The sequence below is a fragment of the Kribbella sp. NPDC051137 genome, assembly GCF_040682535.1.
Classification (GTDB): Bacteria; Actinomycetota; Actinomycetes; order Propionibacteriales; family Kribbellaceae; genus Kribbella; species Kribbella karoonensis.
In genome coordinates this window covers 1-21,069 of sequence record NZ_JBFBBI010000013.1, presented here as the reverse complement: position 1 = coordinate 21,069, position 21,069 = coordinate 1, and the positions used below count along the sequence as shown (strand labels likewise).

Below are 21,069 nucleotides of genomic sequence, written 5' to 3'. Positions count from 1 at the left end.
GGTACGTCGCGGGCTTCACCGCGCCGGAGGGCAAGACCATGGGTCACGCCGGCGCGATCGTGTCCGGTTCCTCCGGGACCGCGGCCGCGAAGCAGCAGGCCCTCGAGGCGGCCGGCGTACGCGTAGGCAAAACCCCCACCGAGACAGCCGACCTGCTCCGCCACACCCTCGCCCCCACCGCCGCGTCCGCCGCCGCAGCCGCCGCCGAGCGGCCGGCCTGACAACCCTCCACTCCACCGGTCAACCCCTGGAGTGGAGGGTTGCCCCCTCGAAATCTGAGGGGGCAACCCTCCAACTGAACGGGCAAGCTAGCCGGGCGGGGTGGGGCGCGGCGAAGCGGTGCGGGGTGGGGCGGTGCTGTGGCGGCGGATGAGGGTGGTGGGGACGGCGTGGGGGGTGTGCCGGGTGCCGGTGGAGTGGATCTCGGCGAGCAGGGTGTCGACGCTGCGGCGGCCGAGGTCGGTGAAGGTCTGACGGATCGTGGTGAGCGGCGGCCAGAACTGGGCCGCCTCCTCCATGTCGTCGAAGCCGACCACGCTGACGTCGCGCGGAACCGACAGGCTGTGCGCATGCAGGGCACGCAGTACGCCGAGCGCCATCTGGTCGTTGGCGACGAAGACCGCGGTGACGTCCGGGTCGGCCGCGAGCCGGCAGCCGGCGTCGTACCCGGATGCCGACGACCAGTCACCGAACAATGCCGCCGGTACGTCGCGACCGCGGCCGCGGAGGGTCTGCTCCCAGGACCGGCGCCGCTGGTCGGCCGCGAACGACGACGGCGGTCCGGCGACATGCCAGACGGTTCGGTGTCCGAGGTCGAGCAGATGCTCCGTCGCGAGCCTGGCGCCCTGCGTCTGGTCGGTGTCGACGACCGGGTGGTCGTAGTGCACGCCGGCGTGCACGACCACGATCGGCAGGCCGACGGGCAGCTGTACGTCGTCCAGTACGTGCGCCTCGATCATCATGATGACGCCGTCCACGGCCTGCTCTCCCAGCCTGGCGAACGCGTCCGCGACCGCCTGGCGGCTCGCCGCGAGCACGGGCATCAGGTTGACGGCGTACCCGCGCGCGGTGGCGGCGGTGGCGATCGCGTCCAGGGTTCGCGTCGTACCGAAGGTGGAGAGTTCGAAGACGATCACGCCGATACTGCGGAACTCGCCGCTGCGCAGGGCCCGCGCGGCGCCGTTCGGGCGGTAGCCGAGCTGGCGCATCGCGTCCTTGACCCGTGCGCGGGTGAGTGCGTCGACGTTCTGCCGGCCGTTCGCCACCCGTGACACGGTCTGCCCCGACACCCCGGCCAGCCGCGCGACGTCGGCCATCGAAGGACCCCGCCGCCGTCTCCCTACCGTTCCCTCCACCCGGCACCTCCCGTGTGGCAGGAGTCTAGACATGTTTGCGTCAACACAAAGGCTGTCCCGGCGAGCCGGGAAGGCAGGTCCGACGTCGCTGTGGCCGGACCTGCCCCCGTCAGACGCCGACCTTGCTGGCCAGCAGGTCGGCGACGGCGTGTACGGCGCGCAGCGTCGGTGCAGGTACGCCGGTGAGGTCCGCGAGCTCGACGACCGCGGCGAGGATGACGTCCAACTCGAGCGGCTTGTCCTTCTCCAGGTCCTGCAGCATCGAGGTCTTGTGCCCGCCGACCCGCTCGGCGCCGTCCAGCCGCTTGTCCACTGAGATGTCCGGGTGGCAGCCGAGCGCGGCCGCGATCTCCAGCGACTCCTCCATCATCATCCGGACCATCTGCCGGGTGCCTTGGTGCGTGGCGATCTCCACCATCGTCGCCCGGGCCAGCGCGCTGATCGGGTTGAACGCCGCGTTCCCGAGCAGCTTGATCCAGATGTCGTTGCGGATGTCCGCCTCGACCGGGCACTTCAGCCCGCCGGCGACCATCGCCGTACTGAACCGCTCGCAGCGGTCCGACGTACCGCCGGCCGGTTCGCCGATCGAGAAGCGGGTGCCTTCGAGGTGCCGCACGACGCCTGGCGCCTCGAGTTCCGTGGAGCAGTAGACGACGCAACCGACCGCGCGGTCGAGGTCGAGCACCCGGGTGACCGCGCCGTCCGGGTCCACCGACTCGATCCGGCGGCCTTCGTACGGACCCTTCAGCCCGTGGAAGTACCACCAGGGGATGCCGTTCTGCGCGGCGACCACGACCGTGCGGTCGTGCAGCAGCGGGGCGAGCAACGGGCCGGCGCTCGCGTACGAGTTCGCCTTGAGGCCGAGGAAGACGTAGTCGACCGGGCCGATCTCGGCCGGGTCGTCGGTGGCCGGGGTCCGGGCGGTGAAGTCGCCGCGGGGACTGCGCACCAGCACGCCGCCGGACCGGATCGCCGCCAGGTGCGCGCCGCGGGCGACCAGGTGCACTTCGGTGCCGCCGCGGTGCAGCGCGGCGCCGACGTACGCCCCGATCGCACCGGCGCCGAGAATCGCAACTCTCATCGAAGATTGCATACAGAATACGGTAGGCGATGACGCCGAATGAGGTCAAGGTCACATTTCGGCCCGACCGATGATTCGATGGCCCTCCGGCGGTATGTACCGGCATCAACCGTTGAGCAGAAGGAGCAGGGCCATGGGACACGTCATCGTCACCGGATTCGTCAGCATGGACGGCGTCATCACCGACCCCGACGGCTCGGGCGGTACGCCGTTCGGCGGCTGGGCGTTCCGGCACGGGCCGGAGACCGTCGGCGGGGACAAGTTCCGCCTCGGCGACCTGATGGACACCGGCGTACTGCTGCTCGGCCGGAACACCTGGGAGCTGTTCAGCAAGCTCTGGCCGAACCGCACGGACGACTTCTCCGTCAAGATGAACAGGATGGCCAAGGTGGTCGCGTCGCACTCACTGACCGACGTGTCGGCGTTCCCGAACTCGACGCTGATGGAGGGCACGCTGGCCGACTACGTACGGTCGGAGCCGCGGACGATCGCGGTCACCGGCAGCCTGAGCGTAATCCGGGAGCTGCAGGCCGCGGACCTGGTCGACGAGTACCGCCTGATGACGATGCCGTCGATCGTCGGGGCCGGCGAGAAGATCTTCGGCCCGCTCGACCAGCCGATCCACCTGAAGCTCGCCTCGATCGTCCCGGCCGGTGCGGCGTCGCTGGCAACGTACGTGCGGCCGTAGCAGGATGGGCCCGTGAGCTGGCCGGCGATGGTGTGGATCGGTGGGGCTCCGGGGGCGGGGAAGTCGACGATTGCCCGGGACCTCGCGCGTCGCGGCGACCTGCCGCTGCACCCGATCGACCTGTGGACCTACGCGCACCTGGACCGGCTGCCACCGCTGCGGCCGCTGGCCGAAGACCTCGCCGAAGGGCCCGAGTACGCGGCCGACAGGTTCGTGGAGACTGCTCAGCTGCGCCTGGACCTGGTCGTGGAGGACGTGCGCGAACGCGGGCTCCACGACGTACCTGCGCTGGTGGAAGGCCCACAGCTGTATCCGTCGATGGCTGACGGTGTAACAGCAGCAGTGTGGTTGGTGCCGGACGCAGAGCAGACCAGACAGGCCCGGGAGCAGCGGCCGGGAGGCCGTGAGCATTTGGAGGGCCTGCTGGCGCGGGACGCCGTACTGGCAGATCGGGTACGGCGGGAGGCCGCGGAGCGCGGGCGGGTCGTCGTCGAGGTCTCGGCGGACCCGGACTGGGCTGCTGTCGCCGAGAGTGTGGCCAATGCTCTCGGGCCGCTCCCCCGCTTGCAGCCTGGTGCCGAGTTGAGCAGGCAACGGCAGTACGAGAACCTCGCGGCGTGCCGGCAGGGGCGGCTGTGGCAGGCGGATGGCGGGCCGGCCGAGTTGCCGCCGTACCCGTTCGCGTGCGAGTGCGGTACGGCGGGCTGCGCGCGGACGTGGCCGGGAACTCCGGACGAGTACGACGTACGGCGCGGCGAGGGGTGGCTGACTACTCATCCAGCGTGCTAGGGTTTCAGATCGTTGCAGTTTTGCAGTTCCACGTTCGTGTCGAAGCGCCCGCGGATTTGTGATCCGCTGGGCGTTTTGTCGTATCAGGAGAAAAACATGGCTTTGGGAACAGTTAAGTGGTTCAACGGCGAGAAGGGCTTCGGCTTCATCTCCCAGGAGGACGGCGGCGCCGACGTGTTCGTGCACTACTCGGCGATCCAGACCCAGGGCTTCCGCTCCCTGGACGAGAACCAGCGCGTCGAGTTCGAGATCGCCCAGGGCCCGAAGGGCCTGCAGGCGGAGAACGTTCGCCCGGTCTGATTCTCGACCGTCCTTCTGACGGTTGTTCGACGGCAGGCCCGGCTCACGCCGGGCCTGCCGTGCTCCACAGGTACTCGCCGTCCTCCAGTACGTCGGTGCGTGCGAGACCGATCGCGGCTGCCACGGCAGCCGATGCGGTGTGATCCGGATCGACATGTGCAACGATCCGGCGGGCATTTGAAGCCCTCAGCCAGGTGACCAGTCCCTGCGCTGCTTCTTTCGCGAATCCCCGGCCCTGCCACGCGGTGCCGATCACCCAGGCAATTTCGGCCGTACCTCCGGTGACCGTGGCCTGGACGTAGCCGATCAGGTTGCCGTCGTACCGGACGACCCAGTTCAGCCATTGTTCGTCCTCCCGGTCCGGGCCGGCGAGCTGGCGGCGGTACCGCGCCTCGAGCCCCGCCACTGTCGGCGGCTCCCCACCGGTGAAGGTGTAGAGAGCGGGGTCGGACAGCACCTCTGCCATCGGTACGGCGTACTCGACCCGCAGCGGTAGCAGCGTGAGGCGCTCGGTGGTGATCATCGCGCAACGGTAAACCTCGCAATACTGGTCGGCATGATCGAGATCGACTGGGCAGGCGAGGCCGGGCGGCTGCGGGCGTCCGCGGAGGGCGAGGCCGGCTGGAACGCGGAGGTGGCCCGCACACTCGTCCGCGACGGCGACCAGGTGCTCGCGGACGTCGGGTGCGGCGGAGGCGGGATGGCGAAGGCGCTCGCCGAGGCGCGGCCAGGCGCGACGGTGGTGGCGATCGACGCGGATCCGGACGTACTGGCGCAGGCGCGCGAGCACACGGCCGGGCTGGTGCGGTGCGAGCTCGCCTCGCTGGACGCCGGCGCGGAACCGTTGCGTCAGGCAATCGGTGCGCCGGCCGACCTGATCTGGGCGTCCGCCTCGGTCCACCACGCCGCCGACCAGCAGGCGGCCGTGGACGCGTTGGCGGGGTTGCTCGCGCCCGGCGGCCGGTTGGCGCTGGCCGAGGGCGGGCTGCCGTCGCGGCAGTTGCCGTGGGACCTCGGTCTCGGCGAGCCCGGCCTGGAGTTGCGGCTGGACCTGGCGCAGGACCGGTGGTTCAAGGTGATGCGGGACTCGCTGCCCGGATCGGTGCCGATGCCGTACGGGTGGACCGAGGCGCTGACCCGGGCCGGACTCGTCGACGTGACCACGCGGAGTGTGCTGAGCGAGACCCCGGCGCCGTTGGCTCCGGAGCGGCTGGACGGTGTCGTGCAGGCGTTCCGCACGCGGATCGAACGGCTGACCGGCGGCGGGCCTCATGGGCACGGTCACGGTCACGGGCACGAGGTACCGGATCAGGAGTGGCTCGATCCGGAGGACGTCGACGTCTGGCGGCAGTTGCTGGACCCCGACGGACCGTATTTCCTCGGGCGTCGCACCGACCTCGCCGTACTGTCCGTCCGGAGCGTCCACATCGGCCACGCGCCGCGCTGACCGGGTACGCGGTCGCCGGACTGTCGGCGCCGCGCCGTAAGGTGGGTGCCCATGGACGACCGGCTGGTGTGGATCGACTGCGAGATGACCGGCCTCGATCTGGAGAACGACGCTCTGATCGAGGTCGCGGTGCTGGTCACCGACTACGAACTGAACGTGCTCGGTGACGGGATCGACCTGGTGATCGCCCCGCCCCCCGGTGCGCTCGAGCAGATGGGCGACTTCGTCCGCGACATGCACACCGCGTCCGGGCTGCTGGAAGAGCTCGCCGACGGCCACCCGCTCGCCGACGCCGAGCAGCAGGTGCTCGACTACATCCAGTCGTACGTCAAGGAGCCTCGCAAGGCCGCCCTCGCCGGGAACTCGGTCGGCACCGACCGCACCTTCCTGGTCCGCGACATGCCGCGCGTCGAGTCCCACCTGCACTACCGCAACGTCGACGTCAGCTCGATCAAGGAGCTGGTCCGCCGGTGGTACCCGCGGGTGTACTACGCGACCCCCGCGAAGAACGGCAACCACCGCGCGCTCGCCGACATCACCGAAAGCATCGAGGAGCTCCGGTACTACCGGCAGACCGTCTTCGTGCCGCAGCCCGGGCCCGATTCCAGCACCGCACGGGCCGCCGCCAGCCTCGTCACGACCCCCGCCGAAGACCGCCCGACCGCCTCCTGACCTGCCGATTTCTGGTCCTGCCACTTCATCGCTATGATTGCTCAGCCGTCGCAGTTCGGACGGCAATGGTGGGTGTAGCTCAGCTGGTAGAGCACCTGGTTGTGGTCCAGGTGGTCGCGGGTTCAAGTCCCGTCACTCACCCCAAAGAAGAAACCCCAGAGCAGGAGCGAGAAGGCTCCCGGCCTGGGGTTTCGTCGTTCCGGGCCTGCGTGCCCGCCACTGCTACCCGAGCGGGTCGAGGAGCAGGTAGCCGTCGACCCGGGAGAGGCGGTCGGAGGTGGGGGCCTCGGGTAGTGGGTGGCCAAGGTCCTGTGAGCGAACCTCGCTGATCCACTGGTCGTGCTGATATTCGTGGTTGATGATCGCCGTCAGCATGTGGCCGGCGATGATCGTGAGTTGATCGGGTGCGCCGACGTGTCCGGCGGCGATGTCGCCGACCCGTGCATGGACGCGTTCGGCAACGGTACGGCGGAAGTCGGCCAGCCGGTCGATGGTCGGAAGCGCGCCGCGGAACTCTTCCGGGTTGGCGGAGTCCATCAGGCCGTCGAGTTCGGGATCGGGACTGGGTTCCGCGGCGGTGAGGTTGCGCATCATGAAGTGGGCGACATGAGCCTGGTGACCGAGATGCCAGCCGATGCCGGAGGAGTTCGGGTGCGGCCGCCAGACGACCTCGTCCGGGCTGAGGTCCCGCCAGAGTTCGTCGGTGTAGGCGCGGGCCCGGTCGTACTCGGCGAGCAGGTCGGGCAGTGGCAGCAGATAGTTGTTCATGAGACGGCTCCAAGACGGCGTGGGGTGGAGTACCAGGCGGCGACGGGGATCAGAAGCATCGCGAGGATGCCGCCGCCCACCGCGAGGGTTGCGTAGTTGGTGGCGCCGACAACGATCCCGGACAGCGCTCCGCCACCGGCGCCGGCGAGCGCGATCAGGACGTCGACCGCGCCCTGGACACGGGCTCGGGTCTCGGGCGTGGTCGAGTCCACGATGAGCGCAGTACCCGAAATCAGGCCGAAGTTCCAGCCGAGGCCGAGCAGAATGAGCGCGAGTGCCATTCCACCCAGCGAGTCCCCTGGAGCCAGAGCCCCGGTGATGCCTGCCGCGAGTAGCGTGCCGGCCGCCGCGACGGCCATCGGGATCCGGCCGACCTTGTCGACCAGACGACCGGTGATCAGCGACGGAAAGTACATCGCGGCGATGTGCAGGCTGATCACCAGGCCGACCTGGCCCAGAGCGTGGTGGTGTTGACGCATGTGGATGGGGGTCATCGTCATCAGTGCTGTCATCGTGCATTGAGTCAGCACCATGACAGTCGCACCGATGACCACGCCGGCCGGTACCCGTCCGGTCCGGTGACCACTGGTCGGGACAGTCTCCGCGTGCAGGCCGCGTGCCACCAGGAGTGGATCGGGGCGGAGGAACGCGAACAGAAACAGGCCGGCGAGTCCGTAGGCAACAGTGGCGAGCAGGAACGGGCCGGCGAGTCTTGGTACGCCGAGCGCATCGGCAAGGTCTCCCAGCGGGCCGATCAGGTTCGGGCCGGCCACTGCGCCGAACGTCGTGGCGACCATTGCCAGGGACACTGCCGTCGCGCGTCCGGCCGGTGACGCAAGGTCGGTGCCTGCGTAGCGGGCTTGCAGGTTGGTCGCCGTACCCGAGCCGTAGACGATCAGTGCGAGGAAGAACAACGGCGGGTTGTCGAGCACAGCGGCGAGTACGATGCCGGCCGCTCCGAGCGCTCCGACCAGGAAACCCGACGCCAGACCGCGGCGCCGTCCCGCGACCTGGGAGTAGCGGCCGACGGTGAACGCGGCCGCGGCCGATCCGAGTGTGAAGAGGCCGGACGGCAGACCCGCGACACCTTCGCCTCCGAGCATGTCCTGGGCCAGGAGTCCGCCGACCGTGACTCCTGCGGCCAGGCCGGCCCCTCCGAACATCTGGGAGACGATCACGACGGTCAGCGTGCGGCGCTGGAGCTCCGCCGGAAGAGCAACCGGCGGCCGCGGTCCGTCGTCCTGGCCGGGGGTGAGTGACACAGAGATTCCTTCGGGTCCGGTGGAGCTCAGGAACGGACGATGGCTTCTTACACCCCTCGTCAGAGTTGATGTGCAACTTGTATCCTAGTTGCACCACACAAGGTCAGGGCAAGGAGCGAGGCGGTAGAGTGCGCTGGTGAGCGCCGACCGGACAGCCCCGACCGCGGCGGACCGCGCTCGCTCGGCCATCAAGGACGGCATCATCAAGGCCACCTACCCACCCGGCTCGATGCTCAGCGAGAACGAACTCGCCGCCGACCTGCAGATGTCCCGTACGCCGGTCCGTACCGCCCTGGCCCGTCTCCAGGACGAAGGCTGGGTGACGATCTACCCGAAGCGCGGCGCGCTGGTCCGCGACTTCACGGCCGAGGAGATGCGTGAATCAGCCGACTTCCTGCACGCGCTCGAAACCGCCGGCATCCAGCGCGCCGACCGGGCCCGGCGCCAGGCGACGGCACAGCGGCAGGAGACGAACCTGACCGCACAGCTCAGCGCGCTCGAGTCCGGCGACTACGCCGAGTTCTCCCAGCTGGCGATCGAGTTCCACCGCGCGTTCGTCGAAGCAGCCGGCAACAGCATCATGCTCGCCGCCTACGACCGGCTCCGTGAACGACAGAACATGGTCATCGCCAAGAGCGGCGACCGCCTCGCCGCCGCCCCGGCCGAGGTCGTCGCCGAGCACCGCGAACTCATGGAACTGGCCCGCGACGGCAAGTGGGAAGCATTCTCCGACGCCCTCCACGACCACCGGTCCCCCATCCACGTCACTGACTCCAAATCCCTCCGTTAGGTGCGCTGCTCGAGCGAGGGCTTGTCCCCGGGGCGTGCGAGGATGCTCTGGTGAAGCTGAGCGGGAGTGCCTGGTTCGGGTACGGCGTCGTGGTTGTGGTGACGTTCGTGGTGGGGCTTCTGGCGTTTACGGTGTGGGTTCTTTCCAAGGTGTTCTGAACTTGGGTGTGATCTGACGCGCCTGTGGATGCGTCTCTTGAGGCAGAGGCATCTACAGGAGGTGCGGATGGATACGGGCAAAGACTTCGAGGAGTTCGCGCGGGCGCAGATACCGCGGTTGTACCGGACTGCCTGGTTGTTGTGCGGGGATCGGCATCATGCCGAGGACCTGGTGCAGGAGACGCTGGCCAAGATGATGTCGGCATGGGGGCGGATCGACACGCCGGGGGCTTACGCGCGGACGGCGTTGGTGCGGACGTTCGTCTCCCAGCGGCGGCGTAAGAGCTGGGGCGAGCGGCCTACGGAGGTTCTGCCCGAGGTCGCGGAGCGGGTGGGGGACGTGGAGTTGCGGGTGGCTCTGCAGAGCGCGTTGGGGGAGCTTGCACCGTTGGATCGGGCAGTGCTGGTGCTGCGGTTCTTCGAAGATCGCAGCGTCGAGCAGGTGGCGCTCGATCTTGGCAAGAAGACCAGTGCGATCACTACACGTACCTCCCGAGCCTTGGAGCGCCTCCGGGCGGTTCTTGGTGACGGTGCCGACCAGTTGATCGCCCTCTGAGCTCAGGAGAACCCATGAACAACCTCACCGACCTGATGCAGCGGGCCACCGAGAACCTCGAGCCCGTCTCCCCCGACCTACTGGAACGCACCGTCGTGCAGGGCATCCGGTTGCGCCGCCGGCGTACGACGCTGCTCGCCGCGGGCGGCACCGGCGCCGTACTGGCAACCGCCGGCCTGATCGCGGGCGGGATCCACGTACTCAGCTCCCCCGCCGACAGCGCGGCCGCCGGTACGCCGATCGCGCTCACCAAGCCGACCGTGAACGCGTCAGTGAAGCCGACGGCGGACCCGAGCGGGAAACCGACGATGAAGCCGTCGCCGTCGACCACGTATGCACCGGCCAACACGAAGACGCTCAGCACGCTCAAGACGCTCCTCACGGCCCCCGGCCGCACCATCTCGAAGCCGGAGACCTGGGGCGACAGCAGCTTCAGCGCCGCGGCGTACGTCGTCAACGACGGGCACGGGGCGTCCCGGGTGGAGGTCCTGCTCTCCGGCGGCGGCGAGCAGCCCCGGTGCGTACCGGTCCAGCAAGGCTGCAGCACACTGCCGGACGGCTCGACCCTGTACGTGGAGAAGGAGTCGCCGGAGTACACCGACAGCCGCCAGGCAGAGTTCGGTGTCGTCAGCAACTACGTCCTGCTGCAGCGCCGCGACGGCCGCAGCATCAGCCTCACCAGCTACAACGGTCCCCGGGAGAAGGGGAAGCCGGGGCACAGCCGCGCCACGCCGTTGCTGTCCGTCAAGGACCTGACAGCGCTGGCCGAGAACAAGGCGTGGAAGCTCCCGCCGGTCTCCAAGACCGGTAAGTAAGCAGCAGAACCGGCCCGGCGTCCAGGTGGGCGCCGGGCCTTACTTCGCCGCGAGCACGCCGTGCGTGACGAGCTCGACGCCGATGGCCAGCGTCAGGAAGCCGATGATCCGGCTCAGCGCGCCGAGCCCGGTCGGGCCGAGCTTGTCGACGAGCGGCGTACCGAACCGCAGCAGCACCGCGACCAACGCGGCGATCACGACCACTCCGGCGATCACGCCGAGCCGGTTGGTGACGCCCGGGTGCCGTGCGGTCAGGGCGATCACGACACCGATCGCGCCGGGTCCGGCGACGAGCGGCAGCGCCATCGGTGAGAACGACACGTCCGGCTTCGCCACGCCGTGCGTCTTCTCGTCGTCGGTCAGCGTCTGCCGGGACACGATCATCCCGAAGCCGGAGTGGCCGACCACCAGGCCGCCGGCGATCTGCAGCGCGGGCAGGCCGATCCCCAAGCCTTCCAGCACCAGCGTGCCGAGCAGCGCGAACACCGTCAGGATGCCGAGCACGTAGACGCCCGTCATCACCGCCTGGCGGCGCATCGCGGTGCGCTCGACGCCGTCCGTCAGGCCTGCGAAGGTGGCCAGCGCACCGACCGGGTTGGTGATCGGCAACAATGCAGCCAAAGCCGAAACCGCCACGTGTACGGGCTCCACGGTCGGGAAGCGTACACCTCGAGTAAGGACACTTCGCCGTGCGACATGTTGTGACCTCCGCCGACACCGCGATCGCCGTCGGCAGCGGAGACGTCGAGGTGCTCGCCACGCCGCGGCTGATCACCTGGCTGGAGTACGCCGCCATCGAACTCGCCCGGCCGCTGCTGGCGGCGGGCCAGACCTCCGTCGGTACGTCGGTCCGCATGCGGCACCGGATGCCGACCCGCGTCGGCGACACCGTCGACATCACGGCGGACACTCCCGAGGTCGACGGCAATAACCTGCGTTTCCAGGTCCGCGCCACGAACTCCGCGGGTCAGCTGATCGCGGACTGCGAGCACGTCCGGGTGATCGTCGACCGCGAGACCTTCCTCGCGAACGTGCCTTAGGACTGCGGCTCGACGTACCAGCGCGGAAGCTGGTCGGGCTGCAGGCTGGTGGCGTCGCCGGGGCGGGACAGGGTGAGGATCGCCTGCTGGATCTCGCGCCGGGCGTTCAGCGCGTCCTCGATCGCGTACAGCCGGGCCGCGACCTCGGACTCGACGTCGTTGCCGGTGACATCGACCGCCGCGACCAGGAAGATCCGGTCGGCGCCGACCCACTCCATGTGCAGGAAAGTCACCCGCTCGATGTCCTGGTGCTCGAGCAACGCCCGGAGCACCCGGTTCCGGGCCAGCGGGGTGACCGCCTCGCCGGTCAGGAAGTCCATGTTCCGGCTGATCAGGAACAGCGCCACCACGCCGAGCAGTACGCCGACCACGATCGACCCGACCGCGTCCCACGCAGCGTTGCCGGTCAACTGGTGCATCAGGATCGCGAGCCCCGCGATCAGGATGCCGATCAACGCGGACAGGTCCTCGACGAACACGGCCCGCAGCACCGGGTTCGAGGTGATCCGGACGTATCGCCACGGCCGCAGCATCCGCTCCAGCGCTCCGGCCTTCGTCTGCCGCAGCGCCTGCGTGAACGAGATCCCCTCGAGCACGAACGAGACGCCGAGCACGGCGTACGCCCAGCCGTACGACGTGGCCTCCGCCTCGCCGTGCTCCAGCGACTGGATGCCGTGCCACACCGACACCGCCGCACCGACCGTGAACAGGCCGAACGCCGCGAACATCGACCAGATGTACCCGACCCGGCCGTAGCCGAGCGGATGCGTCCGGTCGGCCGGCTTCCGCGCCCGGCGCTCGCCGACCAGCAGGAAGATCTCGTTGCCGGTGTCGGCCCACGAGTGCGCGGACTCGGCTGCCATCGAGGCGGACCCGGTGATCACCGCGACGATCGTCTTGGCGAGCGCGATCAGCAGGTTGGCGCTGAGTGCGACCAGCACTGTCAGGAGGCTCTCGCCACCGCCGTCGTCGTCCTCGGAGCTGCTCACCCTCAGACCATACTCAGCTGACCGCCCGGATGATGCGTTGCTCGATCGCGCGCGCCACGGCCGCCGCCCGGGTCTCCACCTCCAGCTTCGTGTAGATGTGTTGCAGGTGCGACTTGATCGTCGCCTCGCTGACGTACAACGCCTTGGCCAGCTCCCGGTTCGACTTGCCGGTGGCGAGCAGGCCGAGGATCTCCACCTCGCGCTCGGTCAGCGTCGGACCGGTCCGGCGGACCAGCCGGGCCGCGACCGCCGGCGCGAGCACGGTCTCCCCGCGCGCGGTGCCGCGGATCGCGCGGAACAGGTCCTCCGGCGGCGCGTCCTTCAGCAGGTACCCGGAGGCGCCGGCGTCGATCGCGCCCATGATGTCGGCCTCGGTGTCGTACGTCGTCAGGATCAGCACGTACGGCGGATCGGCCATTCTCCGCAGCCTCGCGGTCACCTCCGCTCCGCCCGCGCCCGGCCCCAGGTTGAGGTCCATCAGCACCACGTCGGGGCGGACCGCGGCGACGAGCTGCTCGGCGCTGTGCGCGTCCGAGGCCTCGCCGACGACGGTCAGGTCGTCCTGGCCGTCGACCAGCGCCCGGATGCCGAACCGCACCACAGGATGGTCGTCGACCAATGCCACCCGGATCATCGATCCTCCGCGACCTTCAGGGGAATCGAAGCGGCCAACGCCGTACCGTCCCCCGGTTCACTCTCCAGCACGAGCGTTCCTCCCAGTTGTCTCAGCCGTTCCCGGATCCCGGCCAGTCCATGACCGCGGTCGGAATCGATCTTGGCATGAGATCGCGGAAGGCCCCGGCCGTTATCCACAACGTCGAGGACGACCTCGTCCGGCTGGTAGGTGAGAGTCACGAACGCCGACTCCGCGTGCGCGTGCTCGAGCACGTTGGCGACCGCGCCGCGAGCCGTGCGGAGCAGTGCGGTCTCCACCTCCGAGTCCAGCGTCACCGGCGTACCGTGCACCTGGACGTGGATCTTGAGGTCGCTATGGGCGGACAAGCGTTCACAGGTCTTGCGGAGTGCGTCCGGCAGGCCCGCGGCGAGCTCTGCGGGTGCCAGGTCGCGCACGACCCGCCTGGCTTCGTCCAGCCCGTCGCGTGCCGTTGCTGCTGCCTGGGCCGCGTGCTGACGGGCTACAGCGGGCTTGTCGTCCCACTCTCGCTCCGCCGCCTGGAGCAACAGGTTGATGCTGGACAGGCCCTGCGCCACGCTGTCGTGGATCTCTCGCGACAACCTGGCCCGCTCGGCGATCACTCCGGCCTGGTGCTGTGCGTCGGCCAGATCGCCCTGTGCCGCGTGCAGGTCGTCCAGCAGGGCCTGTCTGGCCAGGGCGTCCCGCTCCAGCGCCCGATAGGCGCCTACGGCAAGCACTGCGATGCACACCGGCCCGAGCACGATCGTCGGGTCCAGCCGGTCGGCCATTCGGGTCCATTGCACCACGGTGACCACCACCATGCCGGCCACGACCAGACAGGCCGGCCGGAACGACAAGATGCGTAGCGCAACAAAGGACAGCGGCACGGCGCACCAGGCGAACGACGGCGCCAGAAACACCAGCACGCACCACTCCAGCACTAATAGCGCGAGCCAGACCCGGCTGGGCAGCAGCCGGTAGGCGCCGTACGTCGCCAGCAGCACCACGGCCGCCAGGAGGATCCACGGACCGCGCTCGGTGAACCCGTGGCCGGTCAGATACCGCACCACGGACGCCAGCACGAGCACGACCAGCGCAGCATGCAAGGCAGCCACCAGCCGGGTCGCATGGCTCAGGATCGATGGGGTGTGCGCAGTGGACATGTTCAGCCGATCGTAGGCCCGGTGGAGCCGGTTCCGAATCATCCGTTCGGCTATCTGTTGGTAGCCGAAGACCCGTCGTGCGCAGGGGTGCGGGGGACGGAGGCTGGAGGCAGCTCGAAATCCACCGACCGTTTGAGAGGTTCAGATGTCCGTCCGTTCGCTGTCCGCCACCCTCGCACTGTCCGCCACTCTGCTCGGCGCCGGCGCCTCGACGGCGTTCGCGGCCCGTCCGAACACCTATGAGCTCCCCGGCGATCCCGGCGGCTCGAAGTTCGAGGGCATCGGGTACGACGCCCGCACCGGGAACTACTACGTCTCCGAGACCACCGGCGGCGAGATCCACCGTGGCCAGGTCAACTCGGCGAACGCCGTCGAGTGGCTGAAGGGCGACGGGACCGACGGCCGCTGGACCGCCCGCGGCGTGAACGTCGACTCCCAGGGCCGGGTGTACGTCGCCGGCGGGCCGAACGGGATCGACCACCCCGGCGCGCCGGACCTGTGGGTCTACGGCCGCGACGGCAAGCTGCTTGCCGCCCTCCGCACCGGCGTACCGAACTCGTTCCTCAACGACATCGTGATCGGCCCGGACGGCGCCGCCTACATCACGAACTCGAACGCGCCGCAGATCTTCCGGGTCTCCGAGCGCAACGGCCGGTGGAGCGTCAGCACCTGGGCCGACGCGACCGGCACCGTCAAGACCGCGACCGGCTTCAACCTCGGCGGCATCGTGCTGTCCCCGGACCGCAAGGCGCTGGTCGTGGCCCAGGGCAACGTCGGCAAGCTGTGGCGGTTCGACCTGCGGACTGCGAAGGCCACCGCCGTCGACACCGCCGGTGCCGATCTGGTGAACGCCGACGGACTGGTCCAGCAGGGCAACACCCTCTGGGTCGTGCGGAACTTCTCCAAGGTGCTGAGCACGCTGCGGCTCTCGGCCGACGGCTCCAGCGCGCGGCTGCTGTCCGCGAAGCCGACCGATCCCGACCGGGTGCTGACCACCGCGAAACTCGCTCAGGGCCGGCTACTGGTGGTCGACAGCAAGTTCGACGAGGCGACCGCCGTCCCGCCGTACCAGGTCATTACGCTGAACCCGCGCCGATGAAACGCCGCCCGATCGCCGTGGTCGCCGTCCTGCTGATGGCGGTGACCACCGCGTGCTCTGCCGAGCCCACCAGCACTCCCCTACCAACTCCGACTCCTTCGAGGAGCGCCACCGTGCCGTCCACGCTCGACAGCCAGTTGATCACCGCAGCCTGGAAGAACGACGTCCCTACCGCCAAGCGCCTGATCGAGGCCGGTGCCAACGTCAACGCAGTCGACAGCACCGTCCAGAGCGCGTTCCTGATCGCGGCCAGCGAGGGCTACCTCGACCTGCTCAACTTGACGCTCGCCCACGGTGCGGATGTCCGCAGTCTCGACAGCTACCACGGTACGGCGCTGATCCGGGCGGCCGAGCGCGGTCACGCCGCGGTCGTCGGCCGGCTGATCCAGGCAGGCGTAGCGGTCAACCACGTGAACAATCTGGGCTGGACCGCGCTGCACGAGGCAGTCATCCTCGGCAAGGGCACCCCGCAGTACGTCGACACCGTTCGGCTGCTGGTCGCCGGCGGCGCGGATCGGAACAAGCCTGCCGTCAACGACGGCACTACCCCGGTGCAGGCGGCGAAGGAGCGCGGTCAGCGGCCGGTGAGCGCCGTACTGGATGCTCACGCAACCGCCGGCGACCTGCTCGATGCCGCCACCGCCGGCGACACCGACAAAGCTGCCGCGGCGCTGGCGGCCGGCGCGAAGATCGAGTCCCGCGACGATCACCAGCGTACGGCGCTGTTGCCGCATCGCTCAACGACCGGGTGGACGTGGCCCGGCTGCTGGTCCAGCTCGGCGCGGATCCCGACGCGCAGGACGACCGGAAGGACTCCGCCTGGCTCGTCACCGGCGTCACCGGCAGCGTCGCGATGCTGGAGACGCTGCTGCCGGCGAACCCGGACCTCACGCTGCGGAACCGGTTCGGCGGTACGTCGCTGATCCCGGCGAGCGAACGCGGTCACGTCGACTACGTCCGGCGGGCGGTCAGGACCAGGATCGACGTCAACCACGTCAACGACCTCGGCTGGACCGCGCTGCTCGAGGCGATCATCCTCGGCAAGGGTACGAAACCGTGGCAGGACATCGTGCGGATCCTCGTCGACGCCGGCGCCGACCCGAGCCTCGCCGACAAGGCCGGCGTCACCCCGCTCCAGCACGCCCGCTCCCGCGGCTACGCCGAGATCGCCAAGATCCTCGAGGCTGCCGGCGCCCGCTAGTCGCGGATCAGGCAGCGGACGGGAAGTCGGACGGGCGGCGCCCGCTAGTCGCGGGTCAGGCAGCGGGACGGCAGCTCGAACCAGCGGAGGTGGTCGAAACCGCTGTTGACCCGGCCGTCGGGGTCGGGCTGGTTCTCGGCGCAGGTGGCCAGCAGGTCGCGGGCCTCGGCGAGGTAGTCGCCGAGGGCGGACTCGGGCGCCGTGTGGTCGTGCCGCGGATACCTGAGCCTGCCGTCGGAGTCGTAGCCGACCTGAGAGAGCCGCAGCGGCGGCTCGACCGGGCCTCGGTGGTGCCGCCAGAGGCCGGTGGCCGGGTCGAAGCGGTAGTCGCCGAGCAGCCGCCACCCGTCGCGGGCGACCAGCTTGACCGCCTCGACGACGTACGAGAAGACCGCTTCGGAGATGAAGTAGTTGAAGTTGACCCGCACCCAGCCCGGCTTGATCCCCTCGCAGCCGTGCAGGATCTCCTCCTCGAACTCGTGCGACCTGGCCAGGTCGATCCCAAGCAGCGCATGACCGTACGGGCCGGCGCACGAACACCCGCCGCGGGACTGGATGCCGAACAGGTCGTTCAGCAGCGCGACGACGAAGTTGTGGTGCAGGTACCGCCCGGACGGGCCCTTCACCACGAACGAGACGATCGACAGCCGCTCCGCGTCCAGGTTGCCGAGGATCTGCAGGCCCGGCTCGCTCTTCCATGCCTCGACCGCGCGCCGCAGGTACGCGTCCTCGTGCGCGCGGATCACGTCGATCCCGACCGCCTGCTTCAGCTGGAACGCCAGCCCGGCCCGGATCGACCCGATGATCGCCGGCGTCCCGCCTTCCTCGCGGTGCACCGGGTCGTCCAGGTAGCGGTGCTCCAGCGGGTTCACGTACGCGACCGTGCCGCCGCCTGGTACGTCGGGCACCCGGTTGCGGAGCAGCTCGCGCCGCGCGACCAGCACGCCCGGCGTCCCCGGACCGCCGATCAGCTTGTGCGGGCTGAGGAAGATCGCGTCCTTGTACGAGAGCGGGTCCTGGTCGCGCCCGCCGTACATGTCGATCTCGACGTACGGCGCTGCGGCGGCGCAGTCCCAGAACGACAGGGCGCCGTACCGGTGGAGCAGCGCGGACACCCGCTGTGTGTTGCTGACGATGCCCGTGACGTTGCTCGCCGCCGAGAACGAGCCGATCTTCAGCGGGCGGGCGGCGAACTGCTGCAGCCGCGACTCGAGTTGGTCGATGTCGATGTGGCCGTCCGCGTCCTGGCTGATCATCACCACGTCCGCGATCGACTCGCGCCAGGGCAGCTCGTTCGAGTGGTGCTCGTACGGCCCGATGAAGACGACGGGGCGCTGCTCCAGCGGGATCTGGTCGCTGAGGTGGTACCTGTCGTCGAGCTCGGCCGGGATCCGCAGGCCCATGATCCCGATCAGCTTGTCGATCGCGCCGGTCGCGCCGGAACCGCAGAAGATCACCGCGGTCTCGTCGTCGCCGCCGACGCTGGTGTGGATGATCCGGCGGGCGTCCTCCCGCAGCCGGGTGGTCTGCAGACCGGTCCCGCTCGACTCGGTGTGAGTGTTCGCATACCGCGGCAGCACCTCGTCGCGGATGAAGTCCTCGAGGAACGTGAGAGCCCGGCCGGAGGCGGTGTAGTCCGCGTACGTCACCCGCCGCGGACCATACGGCCCGGGCATCACCTGGTCGTCGCCGATCACCGACGCGCGGATCTGCCGGAGCAGCGGCGTCTCCGGCGGCATCCCCTCGAGTGCACCCATGCTTCAGAGTAGGGCGCGGAGGTGATCTGCGTCTCGTGCTCCGTGCGCGCCCTGTGGATAAGGTCGGTGGCAGTCGACGGCAAGGAGTGGGGATGACGTTTTCCAGCGAGCTGTGGGACCGCGGTGCCGCCTCCGTGTACGAGCAGATCGTCCGGCACCCCTTCATCACCGGCCTGACCGACGGGACGCTGGACCACGACGCGTTCCAGTACTTCATCACGCAGGACAGCCACTACCTGCGCGCGTACTCGCGGGCGCTCAGCCTGGTCGCCGGCCGGGCGACCGACGAGGATGCGGTCAGCATGTTCGCGCTGCACGCCGCCAACGCGATCGCGGTCGAGCGAGAGCTGCACACGTCGCTGCTGGGTTCCCTCGGGCTCACACCGGCTGACGTGGACGCTGCGGGTTCCGGGCCGACTACAACGGCGTACATGTCTTATCTGACGGCTGTGTGCGCCACGGGGACGTACGCCGAGGCCGTGGCCGCCGTACTGCCGTGTTACTGGATCTACCGGGACGTGGGGCGGGAGCTGCTCAAGCGGTCGTCACCGGACCCGTTGTACGCGAAGTGGATCGCGACGTACGGCTCGGAGGAGTTCGACGCCGTGGTCGAACAGGTGCTTGCGGTGACAGACACACTGGACGTCGGTACCGCAGAGCGGGAACGCTGTCACCAGCACTTCGCTACCACGTGCCGTTACGAATGGATGTTCTGGGACGCCGCTTATCACAAGCTCGATTGGCCGGTGCGATGAAGGACTTCTACGACGTCGTCATAGTCGGCGGTGGGCACAACGGTCTCGTCGCTGCCACGTACCTGGCCCAGTCCGGGCTCTCGACGCTCGTCCTGGAGCAGCAGGCGCACACCGGCGGCGCGGCGGTCAGCGAGCGGGTCTTCCCAGGCGTAGACGCGCGGTTGTCGCGGTACTCGTACCTGGTCAGCCTGCTGCCCGACAAGATCGTCGCCGACCTGGGGCTCGGCCTGGACCTCCGCTCGCGCGCCGTTGCGTCGTACACACCGGTACGCCGTGGTGGCCGCGACGCCGGCCTGCTGGTCGAGCGGCCGGAAGGCCCGGGCACGAGGGACTCGTTCCGGACGCTCACGGGCAGCGATACGGAGTACCAGGCCTGGACCGACTTCTATGGCGCCGTCGGCTCGCTGGCGGCCGCTGTAGCGCCCACACTGCTCGAGCCGCTCCAGCCGGCCGCTGAGATCCGCTCCCGCGTCGACAGCGCGCTGTGGGACGAGCTGGTCGAGCGACCCCTCGGAGAGACCATCGAGCGGCGTTTCGCCGACGACACCGTCCGGGGCGTCGTCGCGACCGATTCCGTGATCGGAACGTTCGCAGGACTGCACGACGAGTCGCTGATCCAGAATAGGTGCTTCCTGTACCACCTGATCGGCAACGGCACCGGCGAGTGGCGGGTACCTGTGGGAGGCATGGGAGCGGTCACCGACGCGCTGGCCGTGGCCGCACGGCGTGCAGGTGCCGCGCTGGTCACCAACGCCGCAGTCACGTCCGTAGAGGTCGACGGGACGCGCGGCTCGGTCACCTGGCTGGGCGGCGACGGCGAGCGCTCCGTGGACTGCGCCTGGGTGCTGTCGAACGTCGCACCGTCGACCCTGGCTGCGCTACGTGGTCAGGCAGGCGTCGAGAAGCCGGAGGGGTCGCAGCTGAAGATCAACCTGCTGCTGCGCCACCTGCCGGCGCTGAAGTCGGGCGACGACCCGGCCCGGGCCTTCGCCGGCACCTTCCACATCGACGAGGACTACAGCCAGCTCGAGTCGGCGTACCGCACCGCGGCCGGCGGCGAGCTCCCCGCCGTACCGCCGTCCGAGGTGTACTGCCACTCGCTGACCGACCCGTCGATCCTCTCCCCCGAGCTGGTTGCCGCGGGCTACCACACGCTGACCGTGTTCGGCGTCCACTTCCCCGCCCGGTTATTTGCCTCCGACAACGATTCCGCCCGTACCGAGGCGACCCGCCGGGTGCTCGCCGGCCTCGACTCGTACCTCGCCGAACCGCTCGCGGACTGCATCGCCCGGGACGCCGACGGCAACCCCTGCGTCGAGGCCAAGACGCCGTACGACATCGAGGAATCCGTCGGCATGCCCGGCGGCCACATCTTCCACGGCGACCTCCAATGGCCCTGGGCCACCACCCCCGTCGACACCGGCCGCTGGGGCACCGAAACCGACGTCCCCAACCTCCTGATCTGCGGCTCCGGCGCCCGCCGCGGCGGCGCCGTCTCCGGCCTCGGCGGCCACAACGCCGCGATGACCGTCCTCACCCACTAACCGATTTCGCATCTCCCCGATCCCCCTGCTACGATCCTCTTCGTTCGCAAGCAACCGCGAATGCAAAACCGGCGCCGCTAGCTCAATTGGCAGAGCAGCTGACTCTTAATCAGCGGGTTCGGGGTTCGAGTCCCTGGCGGCGCACAAAACTGCAGGTCAGAGGCGGGTCCCGCCTCTGCGGACCCATCCCAGGTACGGCTTAT

General features: G+C 69.4%; 23 protein-coding genes, 2 tRNA genes and 2 pseudogenes. 17 read left to right on the top strand and 10 right to left on the bottom strand.

Annotation, left to right across the window (positions count from 1 at the left end; translation table 11 throughout):
- Nucleotides 1-221: pseudogene (locus tag AB0M51_RS42435) on the top strand (hypothetical protein); the annotation flags it as partial.
- 87 nt (nucleotides 222-308) lie between these two features.
- On the opposite strand, the gene AB0M51_RS42430 reads toward AB0M51_RS42435, so the two are convergent.
- Nucleotides 309-1,316 carry a LacI family DNA-binding transcriptional regulator gene (locus tag AB0M51_RS42430; protein WP_344190657.1) on the bottom strand — a complete coding sequence of 336 codons (1,008 nt, stop codon included), beginning with the start codon at nucleotides 1,314-1,316 and terminating at the stop codon, nucleotides 309-311.
- Nucleotides 1,317-1,464: 148 nt separating this feature from the next.
- Nucleotides 1,465-2,436 (bottom strand): 2-dehydropantoate 2-reductase, encoded by a 972-nt coding sequence (locus AB0M51_RS42425; protein WP_344190659.1) that lies wholly within the window; start codon nucleotides 2,434-2,436, stop codon nucleotides 1,465-1,467.
- Between the two features lie 133 nt (nucleotides 2,437-2,569).
- Here AB0M51_RS42425 and AB0M51_RS42420 point away from each other — a divergent pair, with 133 nt between their 5' ends.
- The 3 genes from AB0M51_RS42420 to AB0M51_RS42410 all read left to right on the top strand — a co-directional run bounded on the left by AB0M51_RS42420 (nucleotide 2,570) and on the right by AB0M51_RS42410 (nucleotide 4,213).
- Nucleotides 2,570-3,124 carry a dihydrofolate reductase family protein gene (locus tag AB0M51_RS42420; RefSeq protein WP_344190661.1) on the top strand — a complete coding sequence of 185 codons (555 nt, stop codon included), beginning with the start codon at nucleotides 2,570-2,572 and terminating at the stop codon, nucleotides 3,122-3,124.
- Nucleotides 3,125-3,136: 12 nt separating this feature from the next.
- Nucleotides 3,137-3,913, top strand: a complete 777-nt coding sequence (locus AB0M51_RS42415) for a hypothetical protein (RefSeq protein WP_344190663.1) — start codon at nucleotides 3,137-3,139, stop codon at nucleotides 3,911-3,913.
- A gap of 96 nt (nucleotides 3,914-4,009) precedes the next feature.
- Nucleotides 4,010-4,213: a cold-shock protein gene (locus AB0M51_RS42410; protein WP_130381366.1), complete on the top strand. Its 204-nt coding sequence runs from the start codon at nucleotides 4,010-4,012 to the stop codon at nucleotides 4,211-4,213.
- 43 nt (nucleotides 4,214-4,256) lie between these two features.
- On the opposite strand, the gene AB0M51_RS42405 is transcribed toward AB0M51_RS42410, so the two are convergent.
- Nucleotides 4,257-4,736 (bottom strand): GNAT family N-acetyltransferase, encoded by a 480-nt coding sequence (locus AB0M51_RS42405; protein ID WP_344190666.1) that lies wholly within the window; start codon nucleotides 4,734-4,736, stop codon nucleotides 4,257-4,259.
- Between the two features lie 33 nt (nucleotides 4,737-4,769).
- On the opposite strand from AB0M51_RS42405, the gene AB0M51_RS42400 reads away from it, so the two are divergent.
- The 3 genes from AB0M51_RS42400 (at nucleotide 4,770) to AB0M51_RS42390 (ending at nucleotide 6,476) form a co-directional block, all read left to right on the top strand.
- Nucleotides 4,770-5,660, top strand: a complete 891-nt coding sequence (locus tag AB0M51_RS42400) for a class I SAM-dependent methyltransferase (protein ID WP_344190668.1) — start codon at nucleotides 4,770-4,772, stop codon at nucleotides 5,658-5,660.
- Nucleotides 5,661-5,711: 51 nt separating this feature from the next.
- On the top strand, nucleotides 5,712-6,332 hold the full coding sequence (gene orn, locus AB0M51_RS42395) for an oligoribonuclease (RefSeq protein ID WP_344190670.1): 621 nt from the start codon (nucleotides 5,712-5,714) through the stop codon (nucleotides 6,330-6,332).
- 68 nt (nucleotides 6,333-6,400) lie between these two features.
- Nucleotides 6,401-6,476 (top strand) — tRNA-His (locus AB0M51_RS42390).
- Nucleotides 6,477-6,554: 78 nt separating this feature from the next.
- Here AB0M51_RS42390 and AB0M51_RS42385 read toward each other — a convergent pair.
- Nucleotides 6,555-7,100: a DinB family protein gene (locus AB0M51_RS42385; protein ID WP_344190672.1), complete on the bottom strand. Its 546-nt coding sequence runs from the start codon at nucleotides 7,098-7,100 to the stop codon at nucleotides 6,555-6,557.
- On the bottom strand, nucleotides 7,097-8,362 hold the full coding sequence (locus tag AB0M51_RS42380; protein ID WP_344190674.1) for an MFS transporter: 1,266 nt from the start codon (nucleotides 8,360-8,362) through the stop codon (nucleotides 7,097-7,099). Before AB0M51_RS42380 ends, AB0M51_RS42385 begins: the two co-directional genes overlap by 4 nt.
- 136 nt (nucleotides 8,363-8,498) lie before the next feature.
- Between AB0M51_RS42380 and AB0M51_RS42375 the strand changes: the two genes are divergently transcribed.
- From AB0M51_RS42375 to AB0M51_RS42365, 3 genes are all read left to right on the top strand, one after another.
- Nucleotides 8,499-9,152, top strand: a complete 654-nt coding sequence (locus AB0M51_RS42375) for a GntR family transcriptional regulator (protein WP_344190676.1) — start codon at nucleotides 8,499-8,501, stop codon at nucleotides 9,150-9,152.
- Between the two features lie 225 nt (nucleotides 9,153-9,377).
- Entirely contained in the window at nucleotides 9,378-9,866 is a 489-nt protein-coding gene (locus tag AB0M51_RS42370; protein WP_344190678.1) for a SigE family RNA polymerase sigma factor, read from the top strand.
- A gap of 14 nt (nucleotides 9,867-9,880) precedes the next feature.
- Nucleotides 9,881-10,681: a hypothetical protein gene (locus tag AB0M51_RS42365; protein ID WP_344190680.1), complete on the top strand. Its 801-nt coding sequence runs from the start codon at nucleotides 9,881-9,883 to the stop codon at nucleotides 10,679-10,681.
- 39 nt (nucleotides 10,682-10,720) lie between these two features.
- Here the strand turns inward: AB0M51_RS42365 and AB0M51_RS42360 are convergent, their stop codons facing one another.
- Nucleotides 10,721-11,332 carry a MarC family protein gene (locus tag AB0M51_RS42360; RefSeq protein ID WP_344190682.1) on the bottom strand — a complete coding sequence of 204 codons (612 nt, stop codon included), beginning with the start codon at nucleotides 11,330-11,332 and terminating at the stop codon, nucleotides 10,721-10,723.
- A 38-nt stretch (nucleotides 11,333-11,370) separates the two neighbouring features.
- On the opposite strand from AB0M51_RS42360, the gene AB0M51_RS42355 reads away from it, so the two are divergent.
- A complete protein-coding gene (locus AB0M51_RS42355; protein ID WP_344190684.1) occupies nucleotides 11,371-11,721 on the top strand; it encodes a thioesterase family protein in 351 nt (116 codons plus the stop codon).
- Here the strand turns inward: AB0M51_RS42355 and AB0M51_RS42350 are convergent.
- Genes AB0M51_RS42350 through AB0M51_RS42340 form a run of 3 tightly spaced genes read right to left on the bottom strand, consistent with a single transcriptional unit; the run spans nucleotide 11,718 to nucleotide 14,510 of the window.
- Complete coding sequence (locus AB0M51_RS42350) at nucleotides 11,718-12,710, bottom strand: cation diffusion facilitator family transporter (protein ID WP_344190686.1); 993 nt, start codon at nucleotides 12,708-12,710, stop codon at nucleotides 11,718-11,720. The two genes, AB0M51_RS42355 and AB0M51_RS42350, sit on opposite strands and share 4 nt — an antisense overlap.
- A 13-nt stretch (nucleotides 12,711-12,723) precedes the next feature.
- The gene (locus tag AB0M51_RS42345) at nucleotides 12,724-13,344 is read right to left on the bottom strand and encodes a response regulator transcription factor (protein WP_344190689.1); all 621 of its coding nucleotides are present in this window, start codon (nucleotides 13,342-13,344) and stop codon (nucleotides 12,724-12,726) included.
- Nucleotides 13,341-14,510, bottom strand: a complete 1,170-nt coding sequence (locus tag AB0M51_RS42340) for a sensor histidine kinase (protein WP_344190692.1) — start codon at nucleotides 14,508-14,510, stop codon at nucleotides 13,341-13,343. The genes AB0M51_RS42345 and AB0M51_RS42340 overlap by 4 nt, the downstream gene beginning before the upstream one ends.
- Nucleotides 14,511-14,655: 145 nt before the next feature.
- Between AB0M51_RS42340 and AB0M51_RS42335 the strand changes: the two genes are divergently transcribed.
- The 3 genes and pseudogenes from AB0M51_RS42335 to AB0M51_RS42325 all read left to right on the top strand — a co-directional run bounded on the left by AB0M51_RS42335 (nucleotide 14,656) and on the right by AB0M51_RS42325 (nucleotide 16,810).
- Nucleotides 14,656-15,609, top strand: a complete 954-nt coding sequence (locus AB0M51_RS42335; RefSeq protein ID WP_344190694.1) for a gluconolaconase — start codon at nucleotides 14,656-14,658, stop codon at nucleotides 15,607-15,609.
- Nucleotides 15,606-16,094: pseudogene (locus AB0M51_RS42330) on the top strand (ankyrin repeat domain-containing protein); the annotation flags it as partial. The gene AB0M51_RS42335 and the pseudogene AB0M51_RS42330, both read left to right, overlap by 4 nt.
- A 368-nt stretch (nucleotides 16,095-16,462) precedes the next feature.
- Nucleotides 16,463-16,810, top strand: a complete 348-nt coding sequence (locus AB0M51_RS42325; RefSeq protein WP_363754597.1) for an ankyrin repeat domain-containing protein — start codon at nucleotides 16,463-16,465, stop codon at nucleotides 16,808-16,810.
- A 44-nt stretch (nucleotides 16,811-16,854) separates the two neighbouring features.
- Here the strand turns inward: AB0M51_RS42325 and AB0M51_RS42320 are convergent, their stop codons facing one another.
- Entirely contained in the window at nucleotides 16,855-18,567 is a 1,713-nt protein-coding gene (locus AB0M51_RS42320) for an aminotransferase class V-fold PLP-dependent enzyme (protein WP_363754586.1), read from the bottom strand.
- Between the two features lie 92 nt (nucleotides 18,568-18,659).
- Between AB0M51_RS42320 and tenA the strand changes: the two genes are divergently transcribed.
- From tenA to AB0M51_RS42305, 3 genes are all read left to right on the top strand, one after another.
- Complete coding sequence (tenA, locus tag AB0M51_RS42315; RefSeq protein WP_344190702.1) at nucleotides 18,660-19,322, top strand: thiaminase II; 663 nt, start codon at nucleotides 18,660-18,662, stop codon at nucleotides 19,320-19,322.
- On the top strand, nucleotides 19,319-20,866 hold the full coding sequence (locus tag AB0M51_RS42310) for an NAD(P)/FAD-dependent oxidoreductase (protein ID WP_363754583.1): 1,548 nt from the start codon (nucleotides 19,319-19,321) through the stop codon (nucleotides 20,864-20,866). The genes tenA and AB0M51_RS42310 overlap by 4 nt, the downstream gene beginning before the upstream one ends.
- A gap of 71 nt (nucleotides 20,867-20,937) precedes the next feature.
- Nucleotides 20,938-21,010, top strand: a tRNA-Lys gene (locus AB0M51_RS42305).
- The last annotated feature ends 59 nt before the right edge of the window (nucleotides 21,011-21,069 follow it).